This is a genomic window from Rhodopirellula sp. UBA1907, assembly GCF_002337565.1.
In the GTDB taxonomy this organism is placed as follows: domain Bacteria; phylum Planctomycetota; class Planctomycetia; order Pirellulales; family Pirellulaceae; genus Rhodopirellula; species Rhodopirellula europaea.
The window spans coordinates 31,454-58,122 of the sequence record NZ_DDGH01000064.1 but is presented as its reverse complement, the minus strand read 5'-3'; the positions used below and the strand labels follow the sequence as shown (position 1 = coordinate 58,122).

Sequence of the window (26,669 nt, the reverse complement as noted above, 5' to 3'; positions counted from 1 at the left end):
TCCAGCGCATCGGCCCCGGATCCATCTCGTCCCTCCCCACCCCAACTTCACGACAATGACTCCAGGGCGTCACCAAGTCGAAACGCACGCTAGCCGTGCCTATCATCACCTGCGTCAAAAACTGATCTCGGGTGAATTCAAACCCGGCACCAGGTTGCTGTATGGTCCGATCGGGAAAGAAATCGGCGTGTCCGCCACTCCCGTTCGCGAAGCTGCAGGTCAGTTGGCGACCGAAGGCATGGTTGAGCTGGTTCCGCAAATCGGCGCAGTCGTTCGCTCGATCAACGAACCTGAAGTGCAGGAACTTTACGAGGTCCGCAACCTGATTGAACCCTTCGCATCGGCACGTGCTTCCGAACGTTCGACATCGGAAGACATCCAACTGATTGCGAAAGAATACAACTTGATGCGGGAATTGGTGGAACGTCAGAAGCAAACCAATTCGCCGGAAGAAAGCCAAGAGATCGCCTACCAATTCAATCAGGCGGACCACAACTTCCACCTGCGTATCGTTGAAGCGACCGGCAACCACACGCTCGTCCGGACATCCACCCAGTCCAACATCCTGACTCGGGTGTTTGGTATCTGGATGCATCGCCAAGGCGCCGACGTGATGGAGAACACCTGCAACGAACACGAAAAGATCTTCACGGCCATTCAGAATGGGAATGCCGAAGCGGCGCATGAAGCAGCGTCGAACCACATCCTGAAGGGCCTTCAACTTTCGCTCCAATCTTTTCGCGAAGTTTGATCGCCAGACAGACCAGTGACGGCAAAGATTGATCCGATTGCGATCATCAAGCACGGCCCAACGACGATCGTCATCAGTTTGTCCATTGGGTTGGCATACTTCTCCCATCCTTCGGGCCAAACGCTGGTCTGAGAAATGGTCATCCAAGCGATTACCAAGCCACCAATCGCGAATGCGGTGATGGCGGGCCAACCGTGCAAACGAGGCACGGTGATCCCTAGCAAGAACAAGCCGACGATTCCGGCACCCAAGACACCGGACAAAGTCCACCAGACATCCAGCGTGCTGTCGGTCAAGCGAACGAGCGCCAATGCCATCGCCGTCCCCATCGCTCCCCAAGCAATCGTTGACATCCTCAACACACCCACGTGCTGGGCATCCGTCGAGTCCTGACGAAACAGACGTTTGTAAAAGTCGCTCATCACCAACGTCGCCGATGAGTTCAGCGAAGTGGACACGGTGCTCATCGCAGCGGCAAACACAGCAGCAATCAGCAAACCTCGAACACCTTGCGGAAGGTTTGCCGCGATAAAGTGTGGAAACACCCGATCGCCCAAATCTTCTTCCTTCAGGTTCGACGAAGTTGCCAACAAACGGGCTGAATAATCAGCATCGTCTTTGCTCACACCGTCCTGCATCAACTTTTGCTCGGCTACGATCGTTCGCACCTCTGCGAGGTCCTGTGGATGTCCCTCGTAGTACGCATACAGCGACGATCCAATGAACAGGAACAACGCGCTGACGGGGACATACAACAAAGCCCCCAACCAAACACTCTTGGCCGCTTCTTTGTCCGAGCTTGATGCGATGTAGCGTTGGACATAGCTCTGATCGACGCCGAAGTTGCGAAGGTTGTCAAACAAACCAAACGCCAACACGACCCAAATCGTTGGCTCTGACAAAACAAAGAACGAACTGTCGCCCAGCGAAAACTTTCCGTTCTCGTTTGCCACCGTCAACACTTCCACTGGACCACCGGGCATCCCCATCAACAAAATTGCCAGTGCCAACAAAGCACCCGCCAGCAATACAATCGCTTGGATTGCATCGGCCCAAATCACTGCGACGATCCCACCGACAAACGAGTACACCGTAACCACGACTCCGGTGCACAGGATGACCAATCGAATGTCCCATCCGAACAGCACCGCCATCGGCAGAGCCATCAAGTACATCACCACGCCGATGCGAGCGATCTGATACAGCAAATAGAATCCACTGGCAAACAAACGAGCCCAGAGTCCAAAGCGGCGTTCCAACAACGAGTACGCGGACACTTCGCCGCTGCTTCGGTAAAGCGGCAGAAACCATTTCACTGCGATTGCGGCGGCAACCGGAATTGCCAGCGAAAACATAAACGCATTCCAATTGTCGACAAACGCTTTGCCCGGCAACGCTAGATAGCTGATGCTGCTGAGATAGGTCGCGAAGATTGACAATCCACACAACCACCCCGGAAGCGAGCGACCACCAGCGGTGAAATCATCCGCGGAACGGTTGCGTGCCCAGAAGTAAAACCCCATCGCCATGATCGCGATGAAGTAACCGACCAGGACGGCATAGTCCAAGCCGGTGAATGCCATCGCCGCAATCATAGAATGTCCAGATCACGAAGAATCGCGGCCACTTTCTCCCGCTCAGGTTCAAAGAACCGGTGAAAAGGATCCGCCGGAAGATCGCTGCAAATCTCTAGCAACGACGCGGCGCACTTGGTCGCCTTGATGTGACGCGACGCATACTTGCCCACATCGTAGATGTCTTGAAAACGCCGGATCTTGGTGATGGCCGCTTCCGTTTTCGCGGAGTCGTTTGACGTCAGTCCTTCGTAACAATCGACAAAGCATCGCGTCATCACATTTGCGCCGCCGGCCACCCCGCCGTCGCCACCCAACCGATGAGCTTCCGGCAACATGGCTTCGGGTCCGATCAAAATCGACCAATCCTCACGCACCTCATTTCGTAGGTCACACAAACGACGGAAGTATTCCAAGTCGCCGCTGCTGTCTTTGACACCCACGATCGATTGGATCTCAGAAAGCGTCTTCAAGGTTTCGATCTCAAACCAAACCTTGGTTAATCCGGGCATGTTGTACAGCATCAACGGCAACGGAATTTCCGGTGCAATGTTCTGCACGTAGGCGGTCAGCTCCGTTTGACCAGCCGGGAAATAGTAGGGCGTCGTCAGGACCGCGGCGTCCGCTCCCGCATCGGCGGCGTGATGGGCGATCGATACGGATTCAACAAATGCTGTGTCCGTGACTCCGACCAATACAGGCACACGTTTCGCGACCAAGCGAGTCGTGGCGGTGATCAACTCGCGTCGCAATCGGTAACTCAGACTGGGTGCCTCGCCGGTCGTTCCAAGAATAAAGATTCCTGAAACACCACCGTCGATGACATGCTCGACCAACCGTTCCAATCCCTCCTGATCAAGCTCGTCACGAGCACGCAAAGGAGTGATCAATGGAGGCACGATGCCTTGCAAGCGATTGCCTGCAGTGAACAGACGGGACATATCGCGAGCGTCGGCTATGGGAGAGGAAGATTTCATCTTGTGGGGACAGACGAAAATAGGTGGGAGGTGGGGAGGGGCGAGACACAAGGCTCAAACGGTGATCGGTCGTCCAGTATCGAACGACCGCTCACCATTCACTTTTCAACGAATCGAAAAAATCCGATCCGCGAAGGGGGTCAATAGCCTAAACGTTCGCGGCAGCGGCCGCATCCACCGACCATCCCTCACGATAGGTTTTACTCAACAGCGAGGTGGCTTGCTCGTCCCCGGTACAAACCATTTCGGACGCGTTGAACTTCAATTCCCGACCGCATTGATGAGCGACCGTCCCCAGCAAAACCGTTTCGGTCAACGGCCCGGAATAATCGAATTGGCAAAGCGGTGTGCCCTGCCCGCGAATCGCTTGCATCCATTCCATGTGATGCCCGACTGAGTCGGCGATGCGAGGTGCGGCTGGTTTGAAGTCCGCGAATTTGTCTTTGGGTAGCAGCGTGTAATTGCCATACGTTGCGATCATCATTCCCTTGTCGCCCACAAACAGAACCCCACTGCCAGGCACCGAGATGCCTTCGAGTTCCTTTGGTGATCGATCGCCGTCATACCAAGTCAGATCCAACTCGTCGTGTTTGTCGGTTGCGTCGAAGTGATAGCGAACCTTCAATCCGGTTGGGCAATAGTCATCCGATGGTGGCGGTCCATCCGCAACGATGCTGGACGGCAAGTGCAAACCCAACGCCCAGAACGGCAAGTCAACATAGTGACACCCCATGTCGCCGAGCGTGCCAGCACCATACGCACGATAACGACGCCAAGATGCGGGATGCAAACCTGGGGTGTATGCGATCTTAGGGGCGGGGCCAAGCCAGAGATCCCAATCCACATTGGACGGTGCTTCACCCTGCGGCTCGGGCAATTCTGTCGCGCCCCAACCTTTCCCAACCCACACATGAACTCGGGTGACGTTGCCAATCACACCATCCTGGATCATCTCCACGACGCGGCGATAGTTTGCACCAGCGTGAATCTGCGTTCCCATCTGAGTCACGACGCCAGCTTCCTTGGCTGCCATGCGAATGGCACGTGCTTCGGCAACGGTGTGAGTCAAAGGCTTCTCGCAATACACGTGCAATCCTTTTTCGATTGCACGGATCGTTGCCGGCGCGTGATGGTGATCCGGCGTGCTGATCACAACACCATCCAAATCATTTTCCTCGCGCAGCATCTCGCGATAATCGCGATACAACTTTGCTTTTGGGAAACGCTTGCCGGCATCCTTCAAGTAGTTTTCATCGACGTCACAAAGTGCGGTCAGGTTTTGTGATTGCACTCCAGCCACATTGGAGGCACCGCGGTTGGCGATCCCGATGACCGCCAAGTTCAACGGTCGATTGGGGTCAATGTTTTCGGCGGCTTTGGCTGAAGAAGCGATCCCGTGCGAAGAGGCGGCCAGTCCCAGCGTGGCCCCCGTCCACTGCATCCACCGACGGCGATCAACAGATGATCCCAGCGGCGGTTGAGCAGAACTGGAAGCTTGGGCGGAAGCGGACGAGACAACAGAGCGGGCAGGTTTCATCGGTGGTCCTCGTTGAACAATTGCATTGAGATCGGCCGAACCAAACACCTTCGCCGCCGTGCATGCTCCGAACCGAACGAGCCGACATTGTAATGTGTAAATTGAGCACCTGTGGCTAGCAAAAAGTCCCTTACCCCGCTGTTGGTGACGAAGGCGTAGGCGACGACATTAAAACGCCTCGCTGGACCAAGACGGGCTCTTTGTCGTCCCAATCGACTTGGCAAGGTTCGCTGGTGGCCACTTCCGAATCACAAATCCCCAACGCCAGCCGCATGATCCGTCGATGCTGACGCTGATCATCCACAAATGGAATGCTGCGATCCAAAGCGGCCGGCAAAGCGATCTGTTCATCCTGGTGATAGCAAGCGATTCGGTGCAGCGTCACAACTCGCAACCAGTGCCAAGGGCGTTCCACACGAACGTGTTTGCGACACCAACTCCAATCCGCGAATCGAAGCAACTCGTCTTCCTGAAACAGAAAACATCGGATGCATTCCTTGCGAACCACGTTTCGGTCTTCGCAAGTCATGCAGAACAACCAAACTTTTCGCGGCATGGATGAGGTTGCTAGCCAACCGGTCAGGATGCTGGCGGCATCGTTGAGAATCTCAAACCCAACTCGACCTTCCGTTGGAACGATCGGTGCATTCAACGTGGTCGCGCGAGCCAAGTGCCTCAAGGTTTCGCGAGCGGATGGGTTGTCATAGGCATCATCGATCGTGCGTCGAGGAGCGACATTGCGAAACAGCAACAGCACCGTTCCGTCCGGTCCCTGATCATCGTTCACAGGCAACAAATAGTGAGCTTGAAACAGAAGCTCGTCCGAGTCACCGCGACGCAGTCTGTCCAAGTATCTCAATCGCTTGCGGAACAACACCCACCAACTGATCGCAATACCAAGCAACACGCCCGCGGCCTTGCCAACCAATTCCGGAAAGACACGTCGCCACTCCATCTCGGAGAGCCATTCGAACAAAGCTTCCATCCAAACCATCCACGCGAAAACATCGACCAGCGGCAAACCGGAACCAACAGCTTGCCGGCATAAGTTAGCACAGCCCCAACCCGGCATTGGCTTTGGAACGTTGGGGAACGAGGTGTCGGGTGCCCTCGATTGGACGCTCGTCTATCATTGCGACATCGAATCATTGGTCCGCCCCCACTCTCAATGTCGCCAATTCATGTCAGCCACTTTTCGCGTCGACGTCTCCAAAGAGCAATTCATTTTTTCGGCCGCGCACTTCATCACTTTCGCGGGCGACATTTGCGAGCGTATCCACGGGCACAACTACGGTGTCCGCGTCAGCGTCGAGGGACCGCTGGATGAAAATCGCTACGTGGTCGACTTCATCGCTCTTCGAGATGCCGTGCTAAAGCAAACGCAAGCACTCGATCACCACGTGATTCTGCCGCGTGACCACAAAGAGATTTTGATCACGCAAGACGAAACCGAAACGACCGCACGTTTTCGCGAACGTCGCTGGGTGTTCCCAAACGAAGACTGCATCATCATGCCGGTCATCAACACCACGGCCGAAGAAATTGCTCGTGTGATTGCAGAAAACGTTCGCGAGCAAACCAAAGAACAGTTTGGCAACGCGTTGTCTTCCATCGAAGTGGCGGTCGACGAAAACGCGGGCCAATGGGGCGTCTGCAAATTGCCTTGGAACGAGTGACCGCTTCTTAGGCACACCGCTTCTCAGGCACTCGGTGAAGTGGCACCGTCTCGGGAGACCGAGTCACCGATCGCTGGTACGACGATCTGCTTGGGTGCCTTGGCGCCGGGCAAGTCATATCGCTGGGTGGTGGGAACGACCACGCCACAACTGACGATGAACTGCAAGGCTTCATCGATTGTCAAATTTAAATCGATCGCTTCGCTGCGTCGCACGCTGACGGTGAACCCGGTCATTGGCATGGGGCTGGTGGGCATCAACACGCTCAACATCGGTTCGCCAGCAGCTTCTGAAATCTCACGCATGCCGTTGCCGGTCACAAACCCGAGCGACCAAATGCCATCGCGTGGATATTGAATCGCGACAACGCGATTGAATTCGATTTGTCGATCATCAAACGCGAAGTCCGTGATTTGCTTGACGCTACCGTAGACCTTGTTGACGATCGGGATCCGCAGAATTGTGGCATCAAACGTCGTCACAAACCAACGACCGATACCGCCGGTGAATAGCCGTCCAAGGAAATACAGCAGCACAAAGAACACGATCAAAAAGACCGGAACGACTACCGATCGCGGCATGTACTGAAGCTGCACGAAACGGTCCCAGTACGCCGTCGCGCTATTTGGCGGAACCGAATACGGACCGAAAGCATCGATCTCGGAATCGACTCGCTGAACCACATACCCAGGCAGATAGCGTCGACCGGTCGGATCGGGAACGTACGACAAACCTTTGTAGGTGAACCCACGCTGATTCGGTTTGCTCAGTGATCCTTCGGGTGCGTCGTTGATGATCGCACCTTCGGGTGGACGATCGTACGTTTCGCTGACCGCCGGAATCAGAACAAAGCGGCGGATTCCTGTTTCAACCGGCAACAAGACGTAGTTCTCGATCGCATTCCAAGCCCAAATCAAAACCACGATCGTCAACAGTGGCGGCAGAACGACACCCAACCCACGAACAATCGCGCGGCGAGCCCCACCTTTGTGAGACGCGGATGCATCAGCTTGGACTTCGAGAGGAGTGTCGGTCGATTCAGTCATCGTGCGGGAAAACCGGATGAGAATATCAGTGGAACGATCGCTCGCCAAAAGGACTTCGCTCCGAATGGAGGAGAAGCCATCGTGAAATGGGACGTTGTTTCCGCCGCCACGTCCAACCACGCGACAGACTTTAACACGGAAAGCCGATTCACGAACCCGCAAACTCCGCCCAACCGTCCCATTCCAAAGGGATGGGTACGGGTTTGGCGTCATTTTTGTGCGTCACGAATCGCCCGAGCAACAACCAGCAGATCGACTCGGGCCGCACCAGCATCCAGCAACACCCGAGAGATTTCATCGGCGGTCGCTCCGGTTGTCATCACATCATCGACCAAAAGAATGTGCCCGCCCGACAAGCGTTTTCTCCATCGTCGACGAACCCGAAAGGCTCCGCGCACATTTTCGCGGCGAGCAACATCATCCAACAATGCCTGTTTTTGCACCGAACGCGTGGTTTCTAACAGAGATTCAAACGAGAAATTCATCTCGCGAGCGAATCGGCTGGCCAGCGATCCTGTTCCCACACCGCCTCGACGAAATTGCCGCCAGAACGGGCTCGGCACATGAGTGACCAAGGGAGACGACTCCGGTTCATCGGAAATCGTCCTCGACCGAATCCCCGCCCTCTCTCGGTAGCGATCCGCCAATCGAACGGCCAATTCGCGAGCAATCGCGGTATTGCGAGGGTATTTCGCCGCGATGATCGCGTGCCGGACGACTTCGTGATAACGATAGACCGCAATGGCGGTCTCAAATGAAAAGGGCGTCTGACGACGAACACATTCCTGGCAAGGCAAATCATCCGATTGGTCATCGCCGCCATCGATTTGAGCTGAATCCTCGCCGGCAGAACTTCGCCGGTGCCCCGTCGCGGGCCAGGCGCATCGCTCGCAAGCGGCCTGCATCGACGGGGCGGACTGGACCAATGAGGTTTCGCACAGCCGGCAAAAGGATGCGAAGCGGCGTCGGGAGGCCAACGGAACGTGGGCTGAATCTTCGCGTTCCGGTGCGATCCCCGTCAGTTCACCACAAAGCACGCAAACCGGCGGAAAAAGAAGCGGAGCCAGCAATTCGCTGGTGTTTTGCACACTTTCGGTCAAAAAGTCAGAGCTTTTCACGAAATAACTTTGTGTTCCCGCGAACCTTCTGCTGAAATAATCCTCTAACCAGTCAGCGACATCACCACCCCGTACGGGCGGGGACGTTGCATGAAGCGGTCGGTTACGGGCATGATTCCCTTGGCCGGTTCGTAATTGTAACGAATTCGGTGTCCTTACTTTCCGTTTTTGAGCTCCATCACCGCACCGAGAAAATCGGCGCAGGGAGGATTCGATGCGTAACCTGATCTCGACTCAACGTGTTGTCCGCATTTCCCACATCGTGGATGTCATGCGTACCAATGCTGCCGAGACTCTGTGCGTCGTCATCCATACCTGCTCATTGCAGTGGGAGGGCCTCGGTTATCCGGGGTCCAGCGCCCCGGAGCCTCTGGCAGCCAGTTTTGCGGCAATAAAACCCTGGCGGTTTTTATTTGCCACAGACCAAACGTGTCACAGGTCCATGCGATAAGGCCCTAGCCTTTTCCTCGCATTGAACTGAAGCACGCCGCGAAAAGTCTCTGGCACGACTGACCCTTTGGTCACGCCGTCGACTTTTCGTTTGCCGCCCATCGCGTTTCGCGTCGGCAGCGCCCCGCTCGGATCAGAACTTCGCCTGCATCTTCGTCCATCGTTCCCATCGATGGCGGAAGTCTCTCAACCAGACTTCTGACAAAAACGTTGTTGCATCGAGCGAAGCAATCTCATCCGTCCGCTGGGCTCGCTGATTGAGCTGATTCACCGATCGGGTTTTCCAACTGGTTTGAAACAATTCAGCAGGCAGTCATTTGGCTGGCCTGAACAGGAAAGTAATCCCGGAACTCCGGGAGGATGGACACCATGAAGATCACCCCCGATTTCACGACCACCGTGCCGCCTAGCGACGGCAACGCAATCGTTCGCAACTCGACTTCCGCATCCGGTCAAACGGTTGCCCAATTGGTGATTGCCGCCCAAGGCGGAGACCAATTGGCATTCGGTGATTTGTTCGAACGCTATCGTCCTGTCATTGTCGCATTGGCAATCAGCCGAGTTCGCAACGTGCACGAAGCCGAAGAATTGACACAAGACGTTTTCATCCAAGCGATGCAAAAGCTGGATCAACTTCGCGTGCCAGAAGCGTTCGGCGGATGGTTGCGTCAAATCGTTCACCGAATGGCAATCAACCGATTCAGCCGACAACGAACTGCCACCGCGTGCGACCCAGAAACCCTGGAAGCAACTTGCGTGGATGACATCACGCCTGACAACGTGGCTCAAGATCGCGAGCAAGCCGCGGCGGTTCGAAGTGGCATCGCACGATTGGGAAGCTTGGATCGTCAAACGCTCAACGCGTTCTACCTCGATGGACAATCGTTGATCGAGATGAGCGATGCGTTCGACGCTCCAGTCGGAACGATCAAGCGGCGCCTGCACACCGCACGACGCCGATTGGCAGAAACTCTGCAAGACGAAATGGCGTTTGGGGATTCGGCGGACAACAGTGCCGACGAATCCCCCGCCGTCTTGCCGATGCCATCGGCTCGTGAACGGTCGGATGACTCTATCGGTGATTCCACCCTGATCGCGCAAGCGGTCTGAATGGGGCCCGTGTATTTGTTCCCTTCAACGTGTTTGGCGATGAAGGCCAGAAACTTCAACTGAGCGGCGATCCAAAGTCGTCGCTCTCTAGGACTGGCGAGCCCAGCCACTGGCACTGAACAAGTTTCCAGAAACTCCGGCATCAGCACGGCGTTTTGCAGTCCTATGGAGTCCCCCGCTCTACCAGAACATTTTTCAAATCTCCGTTGACTCTACAGGAGTAAATGCATCTACTCCCATGCAGAGGTAGCAGTGATTTCAGGATCGGAATCAAAAACTGTCAATGGAATGGGGCAACTCTTCTCGCGAATCTTCATGCAAGGTTGACGTAATCCGGCGGGATTCGTGAGGTTTTTGAGGGTCGACTTGTGCCGTCGATGCTCACGCAACGAAACGGAGTTCCAGACATGTTGTTACTATCCCGTAAACCGGGCGAAGCCATCGTATTTCCAGGCTTGGGAATCACGGTCAATGTCACGCGGTCTTCTGCAAGAACCGCCACGATCGGAATCAACGCGCCGCCCGAGATTCGCATCCTTCGAAAAGAGCTATTCAACGGGGCAGTTGAAAAAGCTATCGATCTCCCAAGTTTTGAGCAGGCTTTTGAGAATGTGCAGCGTGAAGTCCACCAGCTTCGTAATCATTTGAACACGCTGAACTTGGGGCTCCAGCTCTACCGCCAGCAAATGAATGCGGGGCTGAAAGAGGCGGCAGATCGAACGTTCTCGAAGGTGATTCATCAACTCGATTGTATCGAGCAACACTTCGGAAAACGTTCTGAAGCCATCGACGCACAGATGGAAAACCCAAACCTTCAAAGCTCGGTCAAACTGCTGCTGGTCGAAGACGACCCCGACCAACGAGAATTGCTGGCTGGCATCCTTTCAATGCGTGGCTGCGTCGTCGATTGCGTCGCAAGTGGCAATGCCGCAATCAGTTATTTGGACACCAATGAATCCCCCGACTATGTCCTGCTGGACATGCAAATGGCGGACGGCGACGGTGCTTCGACGATCCGACAATTGCGACAATGCGAAGCGTCAAAGAACATTCGCATTGTCGCGACCAGCGGAAAGCCTCCCTGCCACTATGGAATCGCGGAAGGTCCAAACGGGTTCGATCGCTGGTTTGCAAAGCCGCTCAATACAGACGGCCTGCTTCAGTACATCCAATCCGATGACAACAGCATCAAACCATTGGCCTGCTAGCCAGTTCGCAGATGTCAGTCGTGCACCTCATCACTCGCACTCAAGGTTTGTGTTCAAGAAGCTTGCATTCAAGAGTTGCTATTGAACCTCATGGATGAGGGTGAAGTACGACAAACGTTTTACTTCGACACAAACCAATCGCGGGTCACTGAAGCAAGACGCTTCGGTGACCCGTCTTTCATTTTGCAAACGAAGCCACCGATATCATTCATCCTTGATCGCGGTATCAATCAGTCCAAAATTCGCGGCGTGGAATCGCATCAGATCAACACATCGCTGCTCGTAAATTTTCAATCCCGAGTGAGGCACATCCGGAACAACAATGCTTTCAAATGGAATCTCCAGTGATTTCAAGAAAGCCATGTATTCCAAGTTGTTCTGATAGTTGAAACCTTTGGTCCCGACGTAAATCATCCAGTCAACCTCGGGTGTTTTCGCCTTGGAATAGGCTCGTGCCAAATCCCAAGCGTTGTCACCTTCTGCAAAGACAAGAGTCGCTGACTCGCGACCGCCCGACTCGCTGATCTTGCGTTCGGTTTCATAACCGCCTCCGCCCGCTGCAGCACTGCAAAACAAATCCGGGTAACGAAGCGACAGCCGCATTGTCCCGCGACCGCCCTGTGAGAACCCTTCGATTCCGCGGTGCTCACGATCAGCGATCGTTCGATAGGTATCGTCGATGTGTGGGATCAGTTCTTTGATGAACACGTCCGCACCCTGCTTGGTTGGTTCGCCGGGGATGTTGTAGTGGCTGACCGGACCGCCGTTGACAAAAACGTAGATCATGCCCGGAACTTGTCCTGATTCCATCGCCGAATGCATCTGCGGAACCAAGGCGATCGATTTCGATTCGCTGCCCGGTCGCCCGCCATGCAAGTAATAGACAACGGGAAATCGTTTGTCCGGTTCACCATCGGTGTATCCCGGCGGCAACAAAATTGCGTAGCCAACTTCGTGCTTCAGCGATGGGCTTTGGAAGGTTCCGTGTTTGAGCGAAGGGTGTTGCCGTTGTTCGGGAATGGGATTCACCCACGCAAACGGAGCAGGCTTTTTCTTTCTCGGTTTTCGCGTTGCGTTCTTCTTGTCAGCTTTGGACGTCGGTTTGTCGACTGACCGCGTTTGAGGTGCCTCCGCGAACGAGGCGGTTCCCGCAAGCAACGAGAAACTGAGAACCAAACAAACAACGTGACGCATGAGCAATGTCCAGGGCGGGGATATTCGGTGGGGAAGCACCACTATACTATTCCGAGTTGCGACCGTTGTTCCGACAACACAACACTCTCCAAGTTCCCTTCCACGATCGAGCGTCCCAACGATGGATCCGTTCTTACAAGCCGCTCTAGACGAAGCACGCCAGGGGCTGAACGAACACGGAATCCCGATCGGTTCCGTGCTGGTAATCGACGATGAAATCGTTTCCCGCGGTCACAACCGCCGCATTCAAAGTGGCAGTTCGATTCTGCACGCCGAAATGGATTGCTTGGAAGGTGCTGGCCGACTGACCGCCAACGACTACTCCCGATCCACGCTGTATTCGACATTGTCTCCTTGCGACATGTGCAGCGGTGCCGCCCTGCTCTACAAAATTCCACGGATCGTCGTCGGCGAAAACCAAACGTTTCAAGGACCGGAGTCCTACGTACGCAGTCGTGGAGTCGACCTACAGATCATCAATGATCCAAATTGCATCGAGCTGATGCGGACCTTCATCCGAGACAACCCGACGCTTTGGAATGAAGACATCGGTCTACCAACTCAATCCTGACTTTCCTCCGCGACATCTCGCTCAACCACGGAACCGACGCCACACTTTTCACAGGCGGGCAAGAGCGAGTGACGGACTCCACCGCACTTCTCGCAAGCGTGAAAGAGCGTCGTTTCGCAGCACGGACAGGTGTACGGTTGATCGAATGTGGCCGCATCGCCATCGACCGTCACGGGAGTCCGTTTCTTCAAACTCCGCCGCGTCCACACCGCGAATTTCAGTGGGCCACGTTGAATCGGGTAGTCGCATATTGGACAGAAGAAATGTGCGTATGCTTCTCGGTATTGGCGAAGCAACCAATCGCGACTGGGTTTGGCAATCAGCCTCAGCAACCGCACCAAGACTCCCGTCGCAATCGCCAGCGACAGCAAAATCAGGATGTACTTGAAGTAGATCGCGGGAAAGTGATCGTGCATCACGAGCAGAACCCGAGCGGCCACCGCACCGCTGATTGCATACACCAGCATCGCATAGGTACCGCCGGCGTGACGTACAAACAAACAACCAACCGCAAACAAGCAACAACGGGATTACCAACGCGAGTTTGTACGCAGCCAGTTTCCATTGATGCTGTTCCGCAAGCTCGTCGTACTCATCCGCAATCGGGCGACTGGCGCGCGTGATGGCTTCTTCGTTCTCTCGTTGCTGCTGCTCGATATCGTCCAGTTGGTCATTGAGATTGGATAGTTCAGCATTGAGTGTTTGCGTTTGGCTTTGATTCGCCAAAAACAATTGCAGACTATCCGTGAGTGCCGATTGTTGACCATCGCTCAAAGACGTTGCATTCTCATCCGCGTTGCGTTTGAGTTCCAATAACTGATTGATCGTCTGCTGCGAATCGCGAGTCGTTTGCGTCGTCAGTTGCCGACGTCGTTCGGTCGACACAATCTGCTGTTTCAGATCCACCAACTCCGCGGCGAGCACTTGCCGTTCGTCCTGCAACTCTTGCGGCAATCCGTCCTCCAGCATCTGGCTGTAGTTCGGCCCTTGCACGCGATCGATGTCGCGAACGATGTAACCGAGCAACCAAAACGCGAGCAGCCCCACCGCAACGCTGAATCCAAAGACCATGAAGCGAAGCATGAACGATCCGCGATGTTTCTTCGTCTTCATCTGTTCGCCTCTAGTCGAATGTTGGTGGGTGGAATTTCTTAACCTAAGCAGGTAGTCAGGAGTCTTTGGGTAAGTAAGCCGTTTGGCGTTCGCCTAGGCTTTCAAAAAGTTGGTGTTGCAGCGGATTCAACTTTCGCAGGTTTTGTTTCACGACTTCGCCCCAACGGGGCAGCCCTATGCCAGCCCAGGGCAACGCCCTGGGTTATGCCGAGACCAAGATTGCAAAGCCCCAAAGGGGGCGGTCCTAGGCCGCCCCCGTTGGGGCTCGAATCGGAGTCTCCGTAACGAAACCCCAGGCGATGCCTGGGGCTATCTTAGAGCTGCCCCGTTGGGGCGTAGGACAGAACAAAAACGAATGCCGCATTTTCCGTGTCAAACCTCCAGTTTTAAAAGTCCAGCAATAACCCCGGTTAAGCGTGGGAACCGTGGCGAACGCCAAACGGCTCACATACCCGATGACACCTGCGTACCTGCCTAGAGCCCACTGCTTCGAGATTCTTCGCGAAAAATCCACCAAGTCTGTTTTTGGCGAAGTGGTCTGCCTACTCGCTACGCAAAATCGCTAGGCACAGAGCGACCATCACGCTGAAACTGGCGATCAATCCCACCAGTCCCAGGATGCTGACTCGTTGGATCCCGAACATTGGCTGATCGGGGAACAGCACCGGTGAAACCTCGTAGGACAGCATTAGCGCTGACCCAAGGAACACCGCACTGGTCATCAGCCCCACCACCAAGCGGTTGACCACCGGCGCAAAACGCTTGGGTTCCAAACGCACCTGCAACTGCCCCAGTCGAGCTTGGTTCATCAACGACAGCAGTTGCTCTGGCGCGTTCTCCATGAACGCTTCGCTCTCCAGATAGATCCGTCGGGCTTGCCGAAGTCGCCGTGCCGGAGTCAATCGGCGAATCATCACTCGGCGAAGATAGGAGCGAACGATATCAAGCGAATCGAACCCAACGCCAATTTCGCGAAGTGTTCCTTCCAATGAGATCAGCATTTTCAGCAGCAGTGCCGACTGATTGGGCAAACCGATCCCGTGCCGGTGAAGAATTTCGCTGAGTTGATTCAATGCCCCGGACAAATCAAAACGGTCGAGCGTTTGTCGGCCATACGTGTCCACGAAATCAGCCACATCGATTTCCAATGCGGATTGATCCAAGTCGACTCGCGGGTTGCCCACGCGACGAATCAATCGCGTCAGCCGTCGACAATCTCCCGCGTTGATGGCCGCCAACATCTCTTCAATCGACTCACGCATCGCTTCATCAATGCGACCGGTCATCCCAAAATCGAGAATTGCCAAACGACCGTCTTGCAAGCAAAACAAGTTGCCGGGGTGCGGGTCGGCATGAAAGAATCCATCCTCGAACACCATTCGCAGATACGTTCGAGCAAGCGTTCGGCCCAGTTCCGGAGGCAAGTCCGCTCGAGTTATCTCGTTTGACTCGCCAGAGGACGTGCGATCATCACGCTCGAATACTTTTGCCAACGGCTCGCCAACCATCTCTTCCATCACCAAGACGCGTCGCGTGCACAGTTGGTCGAACACGGATGGAATGACGATTTCGGCTTTGTCCGCCTCCAAGATCTGAGCGAACTGCTTCAGGTTGCTGCGTTCGCGATTGAAGTCCAGCTCGCGGAGGATCATCGGCATCAGTTGCCGGACCATGTCCGATGGTCCCCAGATAGCAAGCGACTCGACGTGGTCGGCCCATTGGGCCAAGCCCTCGAGAACATCCAGATCCTCGCGCATCATTTTCTCGATGCCGCGACGCTGGACCTTCAACACCACTCGCTGGCCGTCCATCAACTCGGCACGGTGGACTTGTCCGATCGAGGCGGTCGCAAGCGGCACCGGTTCGATGTGTCGGAAGTGTTTGCGGAAGTTCGGACCGAGCTCTTCGGCCAACGTTGCTTCGACGACTTCCATGCTGTCGGGTGAAACTTCGTTGCGAAGCTGTTTCAACTCTTCCGCGATTTCGTTGCCGACCAAGTCAGGTCGGGCCGCGAGGACCTGACCGACTTTGATGAACGTTGGCCCCAACTCGGTGATCGCCATCCGAATGCGTTGCGATCGTGTGTATTGCGTCAGCGGAACGCCCGAACGATCCTTGATCCAGTTCTGCAGCGGCAAACGCCTTGTGCGACTGATCCAGTCCGCCAATCCGTACCGGCGCAGCACCCTCAGGATCTCGCGTCCTCGGCGCAGATTGCGGTACAACTGGGGGATCGATGTCAGCTTCATGAGATTCCGTGAAGGTGGTTGGTCGCTCCATTGTGATCGCAGGCTTGGCAAATCGTCGAGCAGGACGAATTTTCGGCCTCGAAAACCTTCCCTTTATGCCCAATATTCCGCTCGCAGCGTTGGTTCCGCCCGGATTGCCGGCCCCCGATCCGACATTTGCCGATGATTGGGCGACCGCGATCACAACGACGATCGAACTGATGCTGGTGTCAGCCGGGATCGCGGTTTTGATCGGAGTGCCCACCGCGTTTTTTGTCAGCCAGTTGCGACCGAATCATTGGCTGGTTCGAACCTGGACATTTTTCGCGTTCGTGACTTTGGCGATGCCCCTGATCTTGTTGGCGGCAGCCTGGGAATCGACCGCCGGCAAATTCGGATGGTTGGTCACAACGATGACGGGAGGCAACCTGGGCTGGGTCGGCTGGATCCATGGGATGCATGGAGTCGCCTTGGTGTCATTGGCAACGGTCTGGGCGACGCGTCGAATTTCTCCCGTCGCGATTCAACAGGCCGCCTTGGACTTCTCACCCGGCCAAAGTTGGTGGCGTGTGCGATTGCCAATCGCGATGCCATGGATCATTGCGTCGGCGATCGGTGTGATGGTGCTTGCGTCGACCGAAATGAGCGTCGCGGATTTGCACAGCGTCCGAACCGTCGCCGATCAGTTCTACCTATTCTACTCGGTGGATCCGAACACGACGTCCGTGCTGGTGTCCACGCTGGTGCCGATGGTGGTCGGTGGCATTCCAACCTTACTGTGGTTTTGGCTGCAGCGTCGTCGATGGAAAGTCGCGTCCAATTGGGATGCTGAGCCAGTCGATGCGTCATCAACAACGACAGATACAGCGTCAGGCGGAGTTCGCTTGTTCGCGATGGCAGCCGTGATCGCTTGCACGCTGTTGTTGATCCTGCCACTTGCCGGATTGATCATCCAAACCGGCCACGCGGTCGAAGTGGTGGACGGCCAACGACAAGCGACCTTCCGCTGGCAATCATCCGTCCGCGCAATCGCCGAGGCTCCCAAGCTCTTTCGCGAAGAGATTGCCTGGACCATTCAGCTCGCTCTGTTTTCGGTAATCCTATCAGTGCCAATCGCAATGAGCCTTGCTCGTCTGGCACGCTCATCCAAGCCGGTTGGACTAGTCGTCGATGTTTTGGGAACGATGCTGTTCCTAGTGCCCGGCCCGGTCATTGGAATGACGGTCGCGGCTTTTTTCCGACTTCCATTCGCGGGACTGGACCGGCTCGCGACGCACACGTTGGTGCCGACGCTGATCGCGGTTGGCGTGCGAAGCGTTCTGGTCGCCTACGCGATTCTTCGAAATGCCTACGACGGCATCGATGATGCCACTTGGCAATCCGGGCAAATGGATGGCTCGGTCGTTTGGCGATGGTGGCACCTGGAGATCCCTTTGCTGCGACGCGGATTGGGTGTTGCCGCATTGGCGGTGGCGATCGTTTCGGCGGGTGACGTGCCAGCCGCGATGCCGGTTTTGCCCCCCGGCGTGACGACAACGGGCACTCGATTGTTCGGATTGCTGCACAGCGGAGCCCGATACCAGGAGGCATCGCTGGCGATGGTTCACACGGGAATGGTGATCCTGCTGTGCGGAGCGATCCTGGCCATGCGACTCCACTTGCGTCGTTCAAGCAAAGGCGTAGATTGAAACGTTTCGCCGCGTCCGTACCCCGCTTCGGCAATTGCCTTGTTTGTCCCTGAATCCCTGCTCGCGGTGTACTGCGTCCTCATCATCACGGCTTCGGTCAGTGGTGGATGGCTGCCATCTTTGGTGCGGATGACCCACCTGCGAACTCAGCTTTTGATGAGCTTTGTCGCCGGGTTGATGCTGGGGATCGCGATGCTGCACTTGTTGCCACATTCACTGCACAAGATCAGTTCCGCGTCCCAGGCCGGCGGAGGCGTCTTGGTTGGCATCATCACGATGTTCATCCTGCTCCGCGCGTTCCACACCCACGTGCACGGCCACGGCGAATCGCACGATCATCATCACCACGGTCATGAGCACGGGCACGCCCACAATCATGATCACCCGAGTGACCACAATCATGACCACAGCCACTCGCATTCTCATTCGAATGCCAAACGCGTCAGCAGCAAACCGCTCGGTTGGCTCGGCATGTTGTTTGGTTTGGGGCTTCACACGCTGATGGACGGAGTTGCCTTGGCAGCCAGCATCGCGGCAGAGTCCCAACACTCGCCGTGGTTGGGACTGGCAGGACTCGGCACCTTCCTCGCCGTCGCTCTACACAAGCCACTGGACGCTTTCGCGATCACATCCGTGATGAGCAAAGGCGGGTGGACGTCGGCCCAACGCACGATGGTGAATTTGACCTTTTCAATGGCCTGCCCGATCGGCGCAATCGCGTTTTACTTTGGTGCCACCCAATTTGCCAACACGGAAGCTTTGCTCGGATGGGGCCTGGCACTTTCGGCCGGGTTCTTTATCTGCATCTCGCTATCGGACTTGCTTCCCGAAGTCGCGTTTCATGACCACGATCGATTGAAGTTGACCACCGCGCTTTTGCTCGGCGTTGCCCTTGCCGTTGGAATCGAAAGCTTGCCTGGCCACAACCATTCCATCGCTCCACTCGGGCAACCTGCCTCGATCGTCGATAGCAGCAACGTGCCAAACGTGAATCCCTAGTCCACTTACCCAGGATCAATCTCATGGGAAGTTGCGATCACAACCATTCCGGCGAATCGGCTGAGAACCACGAAAACTGTGGAAGCTTGCACCATCACGGCCTGACTTCCGCTGGTCAGTTCGACTCGGTCAGCGATTCAAGATTGCTCTGGTCGGTGTTGCTGAATCAGTTCCTGACAGTTGCCCAAGTGATCGCGGGAATCTTCTCGGGCAGCGTGGCCCTGCTGTCCGACGCGGCCCACAACTTCAGCGATGCCAACTCGCTGCTGATCGCCTACATCGCCCGGCGAATCGCTCGCAAAGAAGCAAACCAACGATACACGTTTGGTTACCGCCGAGCGGAGCTGATTGGGGCCACCATCAACCTCACGCTGTTGGCCGTCGTCGGCTGTTACTTGGTTTACGAAGCCATCCATCGCTTCTTTGATCCACAACCGATCATTGGTTGGTTGATGGCGGTGACTGCCGCCATCGCATTGGTCGTCGACCTTGGCACCGCGTTTCTGCTGTGGGCGATGAGCAAAGGTTCGCTGAACGTCCGAGCCGCCTTCATTCACAACTTGGTTGACGCCGCCGGCAGCGTTGCCGTTCTCATCGGAGCCGCGGCCGTGATCTATTTGGATTGGCTTTGGGTGGACTCGTTTCTAACGCTGTTGATCGCGACTTACATCCTCTACCAAGTCTGGCAGATGCTCCCCGAAGCGACTCGCATCTTGATGGAAGGAGCCCCCGCAAACTTCCATTTCGAGGAAATGATGACCGACCTCGGTGGAATCGATGGCGTATCGGGTGTCCACCATGTCCATCTTTGGGAACTGGACGAATCACATCGGGCGTTGGAAGCTCATGTCGTGATTCAGCCGACACGGTTTGAGGATTTGGAAACAATCAAACGTGAAATCAAGTCGTATCTCACCGGCGAACACAACATCCGTCACTCCACCCTAGAGTTTGAATTCGCTGGGACGTCGGACTGTCACGATTCCGACGGAAACCTGATCCATGAGGGCTGTTCGTAGAAGCCACTGGCAGCGTGTTCGGCAGGTACACTGGGAAACCCCAATCCTCCCCCTGCCCATCATCACGCGTTGCCCCATGACACGATTCAAATCGACCGCATCTGCCCTCGCACTCGCTGCTCTGGTCTCTTTTTCGTCCACCACATACGCACAACGTGATCCCAGTCGATTGACTCACGGCCCCATGCTTGGCAGGCCGTCATCAACCAGCGTCGCCGTATGGGCTCGCACATCGGACGCGGGCGAATTCACCGTGCACTACGGAACTCGACCACCCGGAAACCATGGCGGGGATTTGTCGGACCACGTCAGCGAACCGGGCCGAACACGCATTGAACACGACAACACGGGCGTGGTGATGCTGAGCGATCTTCAACCCGACACGCGGTACTACTATCGCGTCTATGTGAACGACCGTCCGCAAGGTGAACCGGGAACATTCCGTACATTGCCCGATCAAGCAGGATCCGAATCGGAGCACAATCCTGATGGACTGTTCAACTTCCGATTTCAAATCGGTTCGTGTGCCAACCAAAACCCGCTGCATGGAATCGGCCACGACAGCCCTACCTACAAACACCTCAATCAAGATTGGGCGGACAAAGTCCACTTCCACATCATGAACGGAGACTGGCTGTACGAAGAACTTCGAGAGTATCCGGCTGAGGCGTGGAGACTGACCCAAGGCATCGACCAACTTCCGCAAGTTGTTCAAACCATGCCAACTGTGACCGGCGTGTGGGAGAACTACAAACTGTATCTCAGTCGCAACCATGCCCTGTCGACTTGGCACAGCAATGTGCCGTCACTGTTTACCTTCGATGACCACGAATTGGTCAATGACATCTGGGGAGCCTCCGAAGCGGGCAAGCGTCACCGCCGAACCGTCTTTCGTGACATTGGAACTTACGCCTGGAACGATTACCTGGGCTGGGCCAACCCGTTCGAATCCAAGCAACGTTTGCATGTTGGGACGGCGAAGTTGACCGCCGGCAGCGACTTGTTGGTCGACCGTCAAACTAACTTTCGACAGTTACCGCTGAACGAAATGCTGAACCTGCACGTCCACTGGGGAACCGACACAGCAGGCGTCAACGACATGGTCTACGACACCGACGATGGGGAAGCCAACTCGTACGTCTATGACATCGTCGAAGTGGTGGATGAACACACCGTTCGGCTTCACATGCCCGCCAAAGCGGATGGCCAAGTCAGCTACTCCATCGGGCAACGCAGCTACGGAAAGTTCAGTGTTTCCAACTGCGACTTCTTTTTGCTCGACACTCGCGGCGACCGTGACATGCACGATGTTTCCCAGCGCGACAAACCAGGTGTTTCGATGCTGGGCAAACATCAACGCGAATGGCTGCTGCGTGAGATGAAAGCCAGCGATGCGAAATTCACGTTTCTCATTTCTAGCGTCCCGATGATGATCCCTCACAGCGGTGCGGGTGGCTTCGAAGCCGACGAAGCCAACAAGGAAGAAGCCTGGACCGGCTTTCTCGACGAACGAGAAATGCTAATCGATGCCTGGGATGAGATGGACAAACAAGTCTTTGTGATGACCGGCGACCTGCACAACAGTTTCGCGATTCGGGTGACCGACAATGTGTGGGAATTTTGTTGCGGGCCTCACAACAGCGTCAATCATGTACCGGAACTCGACGAAAGCGACCGCCCTGCGACGGGACGGTTTCAGTTTGGGCCGCGAGAGTGCGACATCCGATGGAGCAGTTATGTGCTGGCCGACCTGCCCCGCTTGGAACGGCTGTACCCGCATTTTTGTGTGGTGCAGGTCAACAACGTTTTCAACATGCCGGTCAAACAAGGCGACAAGCGTTTGGTCGCCTACCCGCATCCGCAGGTGGTGTTCCAGTACTACGACGGCTGGACGGGCGAACTGGCCTACGCCGAGTCCGTCTCCTTGCCGCGAGAATGATCCATCATTCGGATTTGGCTTCGGCAGTCGTGGGCGTTGTCTCTAGCCAACCTTCCGCACTGCCGGCCAGTTGCCACTTCGGATTGATTGGGATCTGAAGGTGATTCAACGCGACGGTGACCAAATCCACCGTCGCTGGCGGTGCGGTTCCTTCGGCCCGTTCGATTCCGTCACTTTTCATCGCAGCATCTCCACTGACAATCATCGGCGCGGTGAAGACGTTCGGATTTTCACGGCCTCCGCCGTGGCCGGTTCCTTCGCCACCATGATCGGTGCTGATGAGAACCAGCCAATCTTCATCGGTATATGTCTCGCGTCGCTTGACCGCAGCGATCAACTCACCCACCATTCGATCAACGTTCTCAATCGCCGCGACGTATGGTGGCACGCTGGGATGAAACCCGTACGAGTGACCGGTTTCGTCGGTTGAGCCAAAGTAGATAAACGTCCAGTCCATGTCATCGTTTTGCAGGACTGGGATCGCCGACCAAGCCAACGACTGATCCGCCGCTTTCCAAACGGTTGAGGCTGTGGCATTCTTGCCAGGCGTGACAACAACATCGATATCGGCGTCCGTTGTCACGTGGGTGCTCAAGGGTGTCCAACACAGATACGACGCGGTCTTTAGGTTCGGTTTGACTTGCTTTGCCAGCGTGAATCCGTGCGGCGCGGCTTTTGCATCGCGGCCGTTGAACGAGTTGTCGAGCACGCCATGCCGATCCGCCCAAACCCCCGTTAGAAAAGTGGTCCAGCCCGGTCCACTGACTGTGTCACTATCCGTAACATCATCGGACGTCACTCGAGTTTCCAAACACAACGTGCCATTCGCGGAAAGCGAATCCATGTGAGGTGTTTTCGCGGCGACAAATGCATCGCGTCTCAAACCATCAATGCCAATCGTCAACACCTTGGGTTCGCCTGCGTATGCAGTCGACACAAACGTTGATGCCAAGCAGACCCAAGCAACGCCAACCGAATTCAAACGAAACCAACTCATATACCGACCGTGTGGTGTGATCTGCATTGTCGAAATTGAAAGTGGCCGTCACCATAATCCAATGAATGCTGTCAAACAAACCAGGAAGGTCGTTCGTTATCGCGGTGACGTGCAGGGAGTGGGATTCCGAGCCAACGCGATCCACCAAGGCCGTGGCCTCAACGTAAAAGGCTTCGTGCGCAACGAGCCCGATGGAGACGTCCTTCTGGACGTGCAAGGGCCCGCAAACGACCTCAACAAACTGCTTCGACGGATCAGCAGTTCGATGGAAAGAAAGATCAACGAGGCTTTGATCGACGAACGAGAGCCACTACCGGACCGAGAAAAGTTTTCGATTCGCTACTAGCTGACAACGCAATCGAAATGGAAAGATAACGCTTTATTCATCCCCCAAAGCGTCACCGCCCGCTGATCCACCACCCCGAAACCCAGGCGAGTTGCCGATGGATCCAGAACCGGGGATCCCAGGCCCGGCATCGGCTTTTCACCACACAGTCAGGTGAGACCTGACCGACGTCATTCTGGAGCAGCGTCTGAGCCCGCATCTGCTTCAGGAGCGGCATCCGTTTCTGAAACTGGCTCAGCTACCGCAGTGGCGTCGGCTTCCACCGCTTCTTCCGCATTCTCTTCAGCAGGCACACGTACAACGGCGATCAGTTCGTCACCGTCATCCACGTTCATGATGCGAACACCTTGCGTGTTTCGACCGATCACGTTGATGTCGCCAGCACTAATTCGTTGCAGCTTGCCTTTTGCGGTCATCAGGAACAGCTCGTCATCATCATTGACGCGAGCGATTCCGATCACCTTGCCGTTCCGCTTGCTGGTCTTGATGTCTCGCAAACCTTTGCCACCACGCTTCTGCGTGCGGTAGCGAGCCGAGCCGCTGGCAGCTGCCGCTTCGTCGTCTCCGCCTTCGCTGGATTCTTCCGAGTCGGTTTCAGAAACATCGGCCAAATTGGGTCCGAACGGTGTTCGTTTTCCGTAACCGTTTTTGCAAACCGTCAGCAGAGTCGCTTCGGGGTCGGTCACGACCATTCCCACAACGGCGTCGTCGCCAACCAACGAGATCCCCTTCACGCCGGACGTGTTGCGTCCCATCGGACGAGAATCCGATTCGCGGAAACGAATCGCCATGCCGTCGGCTGTGACCATGATGATCTCATCGCCAGGGCCAACCACGGCGGCGTCCACCAACTCATCGCCTTCGCGGAGTTTGATGGCGATGATGCCACCTCGTTTCGGTCGGCTGTATTGTTCCAGTGGAGTCTTCTTCACCAGACCGCTTTTGGTTGTCATCACAATCGTGTGACCGGGCTGGTTGAAATCGCGAACAGCCAAGCACTCGGCAATCTGTTCGCCTTCTTCCATCTGCAACAGGTTCACAATCGCGCGGCCTTTGGCATCACGAGCGAGTTGCGGGATGTCATAAACCTTTTGCCAACGAACTTTCCCGGCTGTTGTGAAGAACAACAGGTAAGCGTGGGTGCTGGCAACGAACAAGTGTTCAATTGGATCTTCGTTGTCGCTCTTGGCCCCCTTCATGCCTTTGCCGCCACGACGCTGCGTGTTGTAAACGCTGGTCGGTGTGCGTTTGATGTAACCACGGTGACTGATGGAAACGACCATCGTCTCTTCCGTGATCAAATCTTCCAGGTCGATGTTGCCAAGTTCTTCATGGCTGATCTCGGTTCGACGCTTGTCGCCAAAGCGACGCTTCATCTCTTCGAGGTCATCTTTGATGATGCCGTTGATGCGGCTTGGGCTGCCGAGAATATCGATGTAGTCGATGATTTCCTTCAGCAATTCAGCATGCTCGCCGGAGAGTTTTTCTTGCTCCAGGTTGACCAATTGGCCCAAACGCATGCGAAGGATTTCGTCGGTTTGGACGCTGGTCAACGTGTAGGAATCCGCTTCACCACGTTCCAGTTGGAACTGCTTGAAACCTTCATCGCCAAGCGCCCGCTGCATCATCGATGCGGGGCACGCGATGCCCATCAAGCGTTCTTTTGCTTCGGGTTGAGTGCGGCTGGTGCGAATCGTTTGAATGATCTCGTCGATGTTGGCGAGTGCCAGCAGCAACCCTTCGACGGTGTGCTTGCGACGACGAGCTCGGGCCAACAAGAACTGCGTTCGGCGACGAATCACGGTCACGCGGTGACGAAGGAACTCGGCCAGCATCTCCTTCAGCGTCAACTCGCGAGGCTTGCCGTCGACGAGAGCCAAGAAGATCAGCGAGAACGTGTCTTGCAGCGGCGAGAACTGGTACAGCTGGTTCAAGATCACATCGGGATCTTCGCCACGCTTCAGTTCCACCACCAACCGGACAGGTTCTTTCAAATCGCTTTCATCGCGAATTCCGGAGATCCCTTTGATTCGGTCTCCGTTCACGAGCGCCGCGATCTTTTCAATGATCCGGTCGCGATATTGCTGGTATGGGATCTCGGTGACAACGATGCGATGACGGTTGCCCTTCATCTCTTCGATTTGGCAACGAGCCCGCACCACCATCGTGCTTCGCCCGGTTTTGTAACCTCGACGCACGCCGGCTCGGCCGCAGATGATACCGCCGGTCGGGAAGTCAGGACCGGGGATGATCTCGCACAACTCATCGATCGAAGTGTCTGGTTCTTCGATCAACTTGATCAGAGCATCGCAGACTTCGGTTGGGTTGTGAGGCGGAATGCTGGTCGCCATCCCAACCGCGATACCGCCCGAACCGTTGATGAGCAAGTTGGGGAACTTGCTGGGCAAGACCGTTGGTTCGGTTCTCGCTTCATCGTACGTCGGGATGTAATCGACCGTGTCGAGCTTGAGGTCGTCCAGCATGGCTGCTGCGACGGCACCCATGCGAGCTTCCGTGTATCGCATAGCAGCCGGAGGCAAACCCGCGACACTACCGAAGTTCCCCTGCTTGTCGATCAACAAGCATCGCATGTTCCACTCTTGGGCCATCCGAACGAGCGTCGGATAAATCACACTTTCACCGTGAGGGTGATAGTTACCCGAGGTGTCACCGGAAATCTTGGCGCATTTGACCCGCTTGCTGCCTGGGCCGAGGTTCAGGTCGTTCATCGCCACCAAGATCCGACGCTGCGACGGTTTCAATCCGTCACGCACATCGGGCAAAGCACGGCTGACGATCACGCTCATCGCGTACGTCAAATAGCTCTCACGAAGCTCGTCTTCGATCGGAAGATCCACCATCCGAAGAGCGCCGTGGCCTCCGTGGGGATCGGGATTGCCCGAACCGCCTTCAGGACCACCGCCCGATGGTGGTTCTGCACCGCCGGGAGGGTTGCCGGCACCGGGCGGAACCTGCGCCCCGCCGCCAGCACCTGCTTCCGTGTTTTCTTGGCCGTTGTTATCCCCGGTGGATCCGTTCACTTCGCCCGCGTTTTCGTCGCCTGGTTCCTGATTTTCGCCGTCTTCAGCCAAGGGATTTGCTCGTTTATCACGGGGGAAGCGGGCCAG

The 26,669-nt window shown here is 55.8% G+C and carries 22 protein-coding genes; 10 read left to right on the top strand and 12 right to left on the bottom strand.

Annotated elements, in window-relative coordinates:
* The first annotated feature begins 55 nt into the window (after window positions 1-55).
* The gene (locus B2R17_RS14095) at window positions 56-751 is read left to right on the top strand and encodes a GntR family transcriptional regulator (RefSeq protein WP_037249616.1); all 696 of its coding nucleotides are present in this window, start codon (window positions 56-58) and stop codon (window positions 749-751) included.
* Here the strand turns inward: B2R17_RS14095 and B2R17_RS14090 are convergent.
* The 4 genes from B2R17_RS14090 to B2R17_RS14075 all read right to left on the bottom strand — a co-directional run bounded on the left by B2R17_RS14090 (window position 718) and on the right by B2R17_RS14075 (window position 5,824).
* Window positions 718-2,346, bottom strand: a complete 1,629-nt coding sequence (locus B2R17_RS14090; protein ID WP_339888147.1) for a sodium:solute symporter — start codon at window positions 2,344-2,346, stop codon at window positions 718-720. The two genes, B2R17_RS14095 and B2R17_RS14090, sit on opposite strands and share 34 nt — an antisense overlap.
* On the bottom strand, window positions 2,343-3,266 hold the full coding sequence (locus B2R17_RS14085) for a dihydrodipicolinate synthase family protein (protein WP_286764510.1): 924 nt from the start codon (window positions 3,264-3,266) through the stop codon (window positions 2,343-2,345). Before B2R17_RS14085 ends, B2R17_RS14090 begins: the two co-directional genes overlap by 4 nt.
* Before the next feature lie 184 nt (window positions 3,267-3,450).
* Window positions 3,451-4,839 carry a Gfo/Idh/MocA family protein gene (locus tag B2R17_RS14080; RefSeq protein WP_286764481.1) on the bottom strand — a complete coding sequence of 463 codons (1,389 nt, stop codon included), beginning with the start codon at window positions 4,837-4,839 and terminating at the stop codon, window positions 3,451-3,453.
* 130 nt (window positions 4,840-4,969) lie between these two features.
* A complete protein-coding gene (locus tag B2R17_RS14075; RefSeq protein WP_286764480.1) occupies window positions 4,970-5,824 on the bottom strand; it encodes a hypothetical protein in 855 nt (284 codons plus the stop codon).
* Window positions 5,825-6,020: 196 nt separating this feature from the next.
* On the opposite strand from B2R17_RS14075, the gene B2R17_RS14070 reads away from it, so the two are divergent.
* Complete coding sequence (locus B2R17_RS14070; protein WP_286764479.1) at window positions 6,021-6,515, top strand: 6-pyruvoyl trahydropterin synthase family protein; 495 nt, start codon at window positions 6,021-6,023, stop codon at window positions 6,513-6,515.
* Window positions 6,516-6,538: 23 nt separating this feature from the next.
* Here B2R17_RS14070 and B2R17_RS14065 read toward each other — a convergent pair whose 3' ends face one another.
* The 3 genes from B2R17_RS14065 to B2R17_RS14055 all read right to left on the bottom strand — a co-directional run bounded on the left by B2R17_RS14065 (window position 6,539) and on the right by B2R17_RS14055 (window position 9,400).
* Window positions 6,539-7,774 carry a DUF502 domain-containing protein gene (locus tag B2R17_RS14065; protein WP_037249619.1) on the bottom strand — a complete coding sequence of 412 codons (1,236 nt, stop codon included), beginning with the start codon at window positions 7,772-7,774 and terminating at the stop codon, window positions 6,539-6,541.
* Entirely contained in the window at window positions 7,771-8,679 is a 909-nt protein-coding gene (locus B2R17_RS14060) for a ComF family protein (RefSeq protein WP_286764478.1), read from the bottom strand. Before B2R17_RS14060 ends, B2R17_RS14065 begins: the two co-directional genes overlap by 4 nt.
* A gap of 583 nt (window positions 8,680-9,262) precedes the next feature.
* The gene (locus tag B2R17_RS14055; RefSeq protein ID WP_162472105.1) at window positions 9,263-9,400 is read right to left on the bottom strand and encodes a hypothetical protein; all 138 of its coding nucleotides are present in this window, start codon (window positions 9,398-9,400) and stop codon (window positions 9,263-9,265) included.
* An 89-nt stretch (window positions 9,401-9,489) separates the two neighbouring features.
* Here B2R17_RS14055 and B2R17_RS14050 point away from each other — a divergent pair, with 89 nt between their 5' ends.
* Window positions 9,490-10,239, top strand: a complete 750-nt coding sequence (locus B2R17_RS14050) for an RNA polymerase sigma factor (RefSeq protein WP_008663356.1) — start codon at window positions 9,490-9,492, stop codon at window positions 10,237-10,239.
* A gap of 407 nt (window positions 10,240-10,646) precedes the next feature.
* Complete coding sequence (locus tag B2R17_RS14045; RefSeq protein WP_286764477.1) at window positions 10,647-11,447, top strand: response regulator; 801 nt, start codon at window positions 10,647-10,649, stop codon at window positions 11,445-11,447.
* Between the two features lie 204 nt (window positions 11,448-11,651).
* Here B2R17_RS14045 and B2R17_RS14040 read toward each other — a convergent pair whose 3' ends face one another.
* On the bottom strand, window positions 11,652-12,641 hold the full coding sequence (locus B2R17_RS14040) for an alpha/beta hydrolase (RefSeq protein ID WP_286764476.1): 990 nt from the start codon (window positions 12,639-12,641) through the stop codon (window positions 11,652-11,654).
* Between the two features lie 121 nt (window positions 12,642-12,762).
* On the opposite strand from B2R17_RS14040, the gene B2R17_RS14035 reads away from it, so the two are divergent.
* Entirely contained in the window at window positions 12,763-13,212 is a 450-nt protein-coding gene (locus B2R17_RS14035; RefSeq protein ID WP_286764475.1) for a nucleoside deaminase, read from the top strand.
* 48 nt (window positions 13,213-13,260) lie between these two features.
* Here the strand turns inward: B2R17_RS14035 and B2R17_RS14030 are convergent, their stop codons facing one another.
* Both B2R17_RS14030 and B2R17_RS14025 read right to left on the bottom strand, forming a co-directional pair.
* On the bottom strand, window positions 13,261-14,325 hold the full coding sequence (locus tag B2R17_RS14030; RefSeq protein WP_286764474.1) for a hypothetical protein: 1,065 nt from the start codon (window positions 14,323-14,325) through the stop codon (window positions 13,261-13,263).
* A 542-nt stretch (window positions 14,326-14,867) separates the two neighbouring features.
* On the bottom strand, window positions 14,868-16,574 hold the full coding sequence (locus B2R17_RS14025; RefSeq protein WP_037249622.1) for an ABC1 kinase family protein: 1,707 nt from the start codon (window positions 16,572-16,574) through the stop codon (window positions 14,868-14,870).
* A gap of 95 nt (window positions 16,575-16,669) precedes the next feature.
* Between B2R17_RS14025 and B2R17_RS14020 the strand changes: the two genes are divergently transcribed.
* The 4 genes from B2R17_RS14020 to B2R17_RS14005 all read left to right on the top strand — a co-directional run bounded on the left by B2R17_RS14020 (window position 16,670) and on the right by B2R17_RS14005 (window position 22,198).
* Window positions 16,670-18,241: an ABC transporter permease gene (locus B2R17_RS14020; RefSeq protein ID WP_286764473.1), complete on the top strand. Its 1,572-nt coding sequence runs from the start codon at window positions 16,670-16,672 to the stop codon at window positions 18,239-18,241.
* 39 nt (window positions 18,242-18,280) lie between these two features.
* On the top strand, window positions 18,281-19,240 hold the full coding sequence (locus B2R17_RS14015; RefSeq protein ID WP_008663370.1) for a ZIP family metal transporter: 960 nt from the start codon (window positions 18,281-18,283) through the stop codon (window positions 19,238-19,240).
* A 23-nt stretch (window positions 19,241-19,263) separates the two neighbouring features.
* The gene (locus B2R17_RS14010; RefSeq protein ID WP_286764472.1) at window positions 19,264-20,259 is read left to right on the top strand and encodes a cation diffusion facilitator family transporter; all 996 of its coding nucleotides are present in this window, start codon (window positions 19,264-19,266) and stop codon (window positions 20,257-20,259) included.
* Window positions 20,260-20,335: 76 nt separating this feature from the next.
* Window positions 20,336-22,198 (top strand): alkaline phosphatase D family protein, encoded by a 1,863-nt coding sequence (locus B2R17_RS14005; RefSeq protein WP_286764471.1) that lies wholly within the window; start codon window positions 20,336-20,338, stop codon window positions 22,196-22,198.
* Window positions 22,199-22,202: 4 nt separating this feature from the next.
* On the opposite strand, the gene B2R17_RS14000 is transcribed toward B2R17_RS14005, so the two are convergent.
* Window positions 22,203-23,222 (bottom strand): alkaline phosphatase family protein, encoded by a 1,020-nt coding sequence (locus B2R17_RS14000; protein ID WP_286764470.1) that lies wholly within the window; start codon window positions 23,220-23,222, stop codon window positions 22,203-22,205.
* 34 nt (window positions 23,223-23,256) lie between these two features.
* Between B2R17_RS14000 and B2R17_RS13995 the strand changes: the two genes are divergently transcribed.
* Entirely contained in the window at window positions 23,257-23,541 is a 285-nt protein-coding gene (locus tag B2R17_RS13995; protein WP_286764469.1) for an acylphosphatase, read from the top strand.
* Window positions 23,542-23,711: 170 nt separating this feature from the next.
* Here B2R17_RS13995 and gyrA read toward each other — a convergent pair whose 3' ends face one another.
* Window positions 23,712-26,633 carry a DNA gyrase subunit A gene (gyrA, locus tag B2R17_RS13990; protein ID WP_286764468.1) on the bottom strand — a complete coding sequence of 974 codons (2,922 nt, stop codon included), beginning with the start codon at window positions 26,631-26,633 and terminating at the stop codon, window positions 23,712-23,714.
* Window positions 26,634-26,669: the final 36 nt, after the last annotated feature.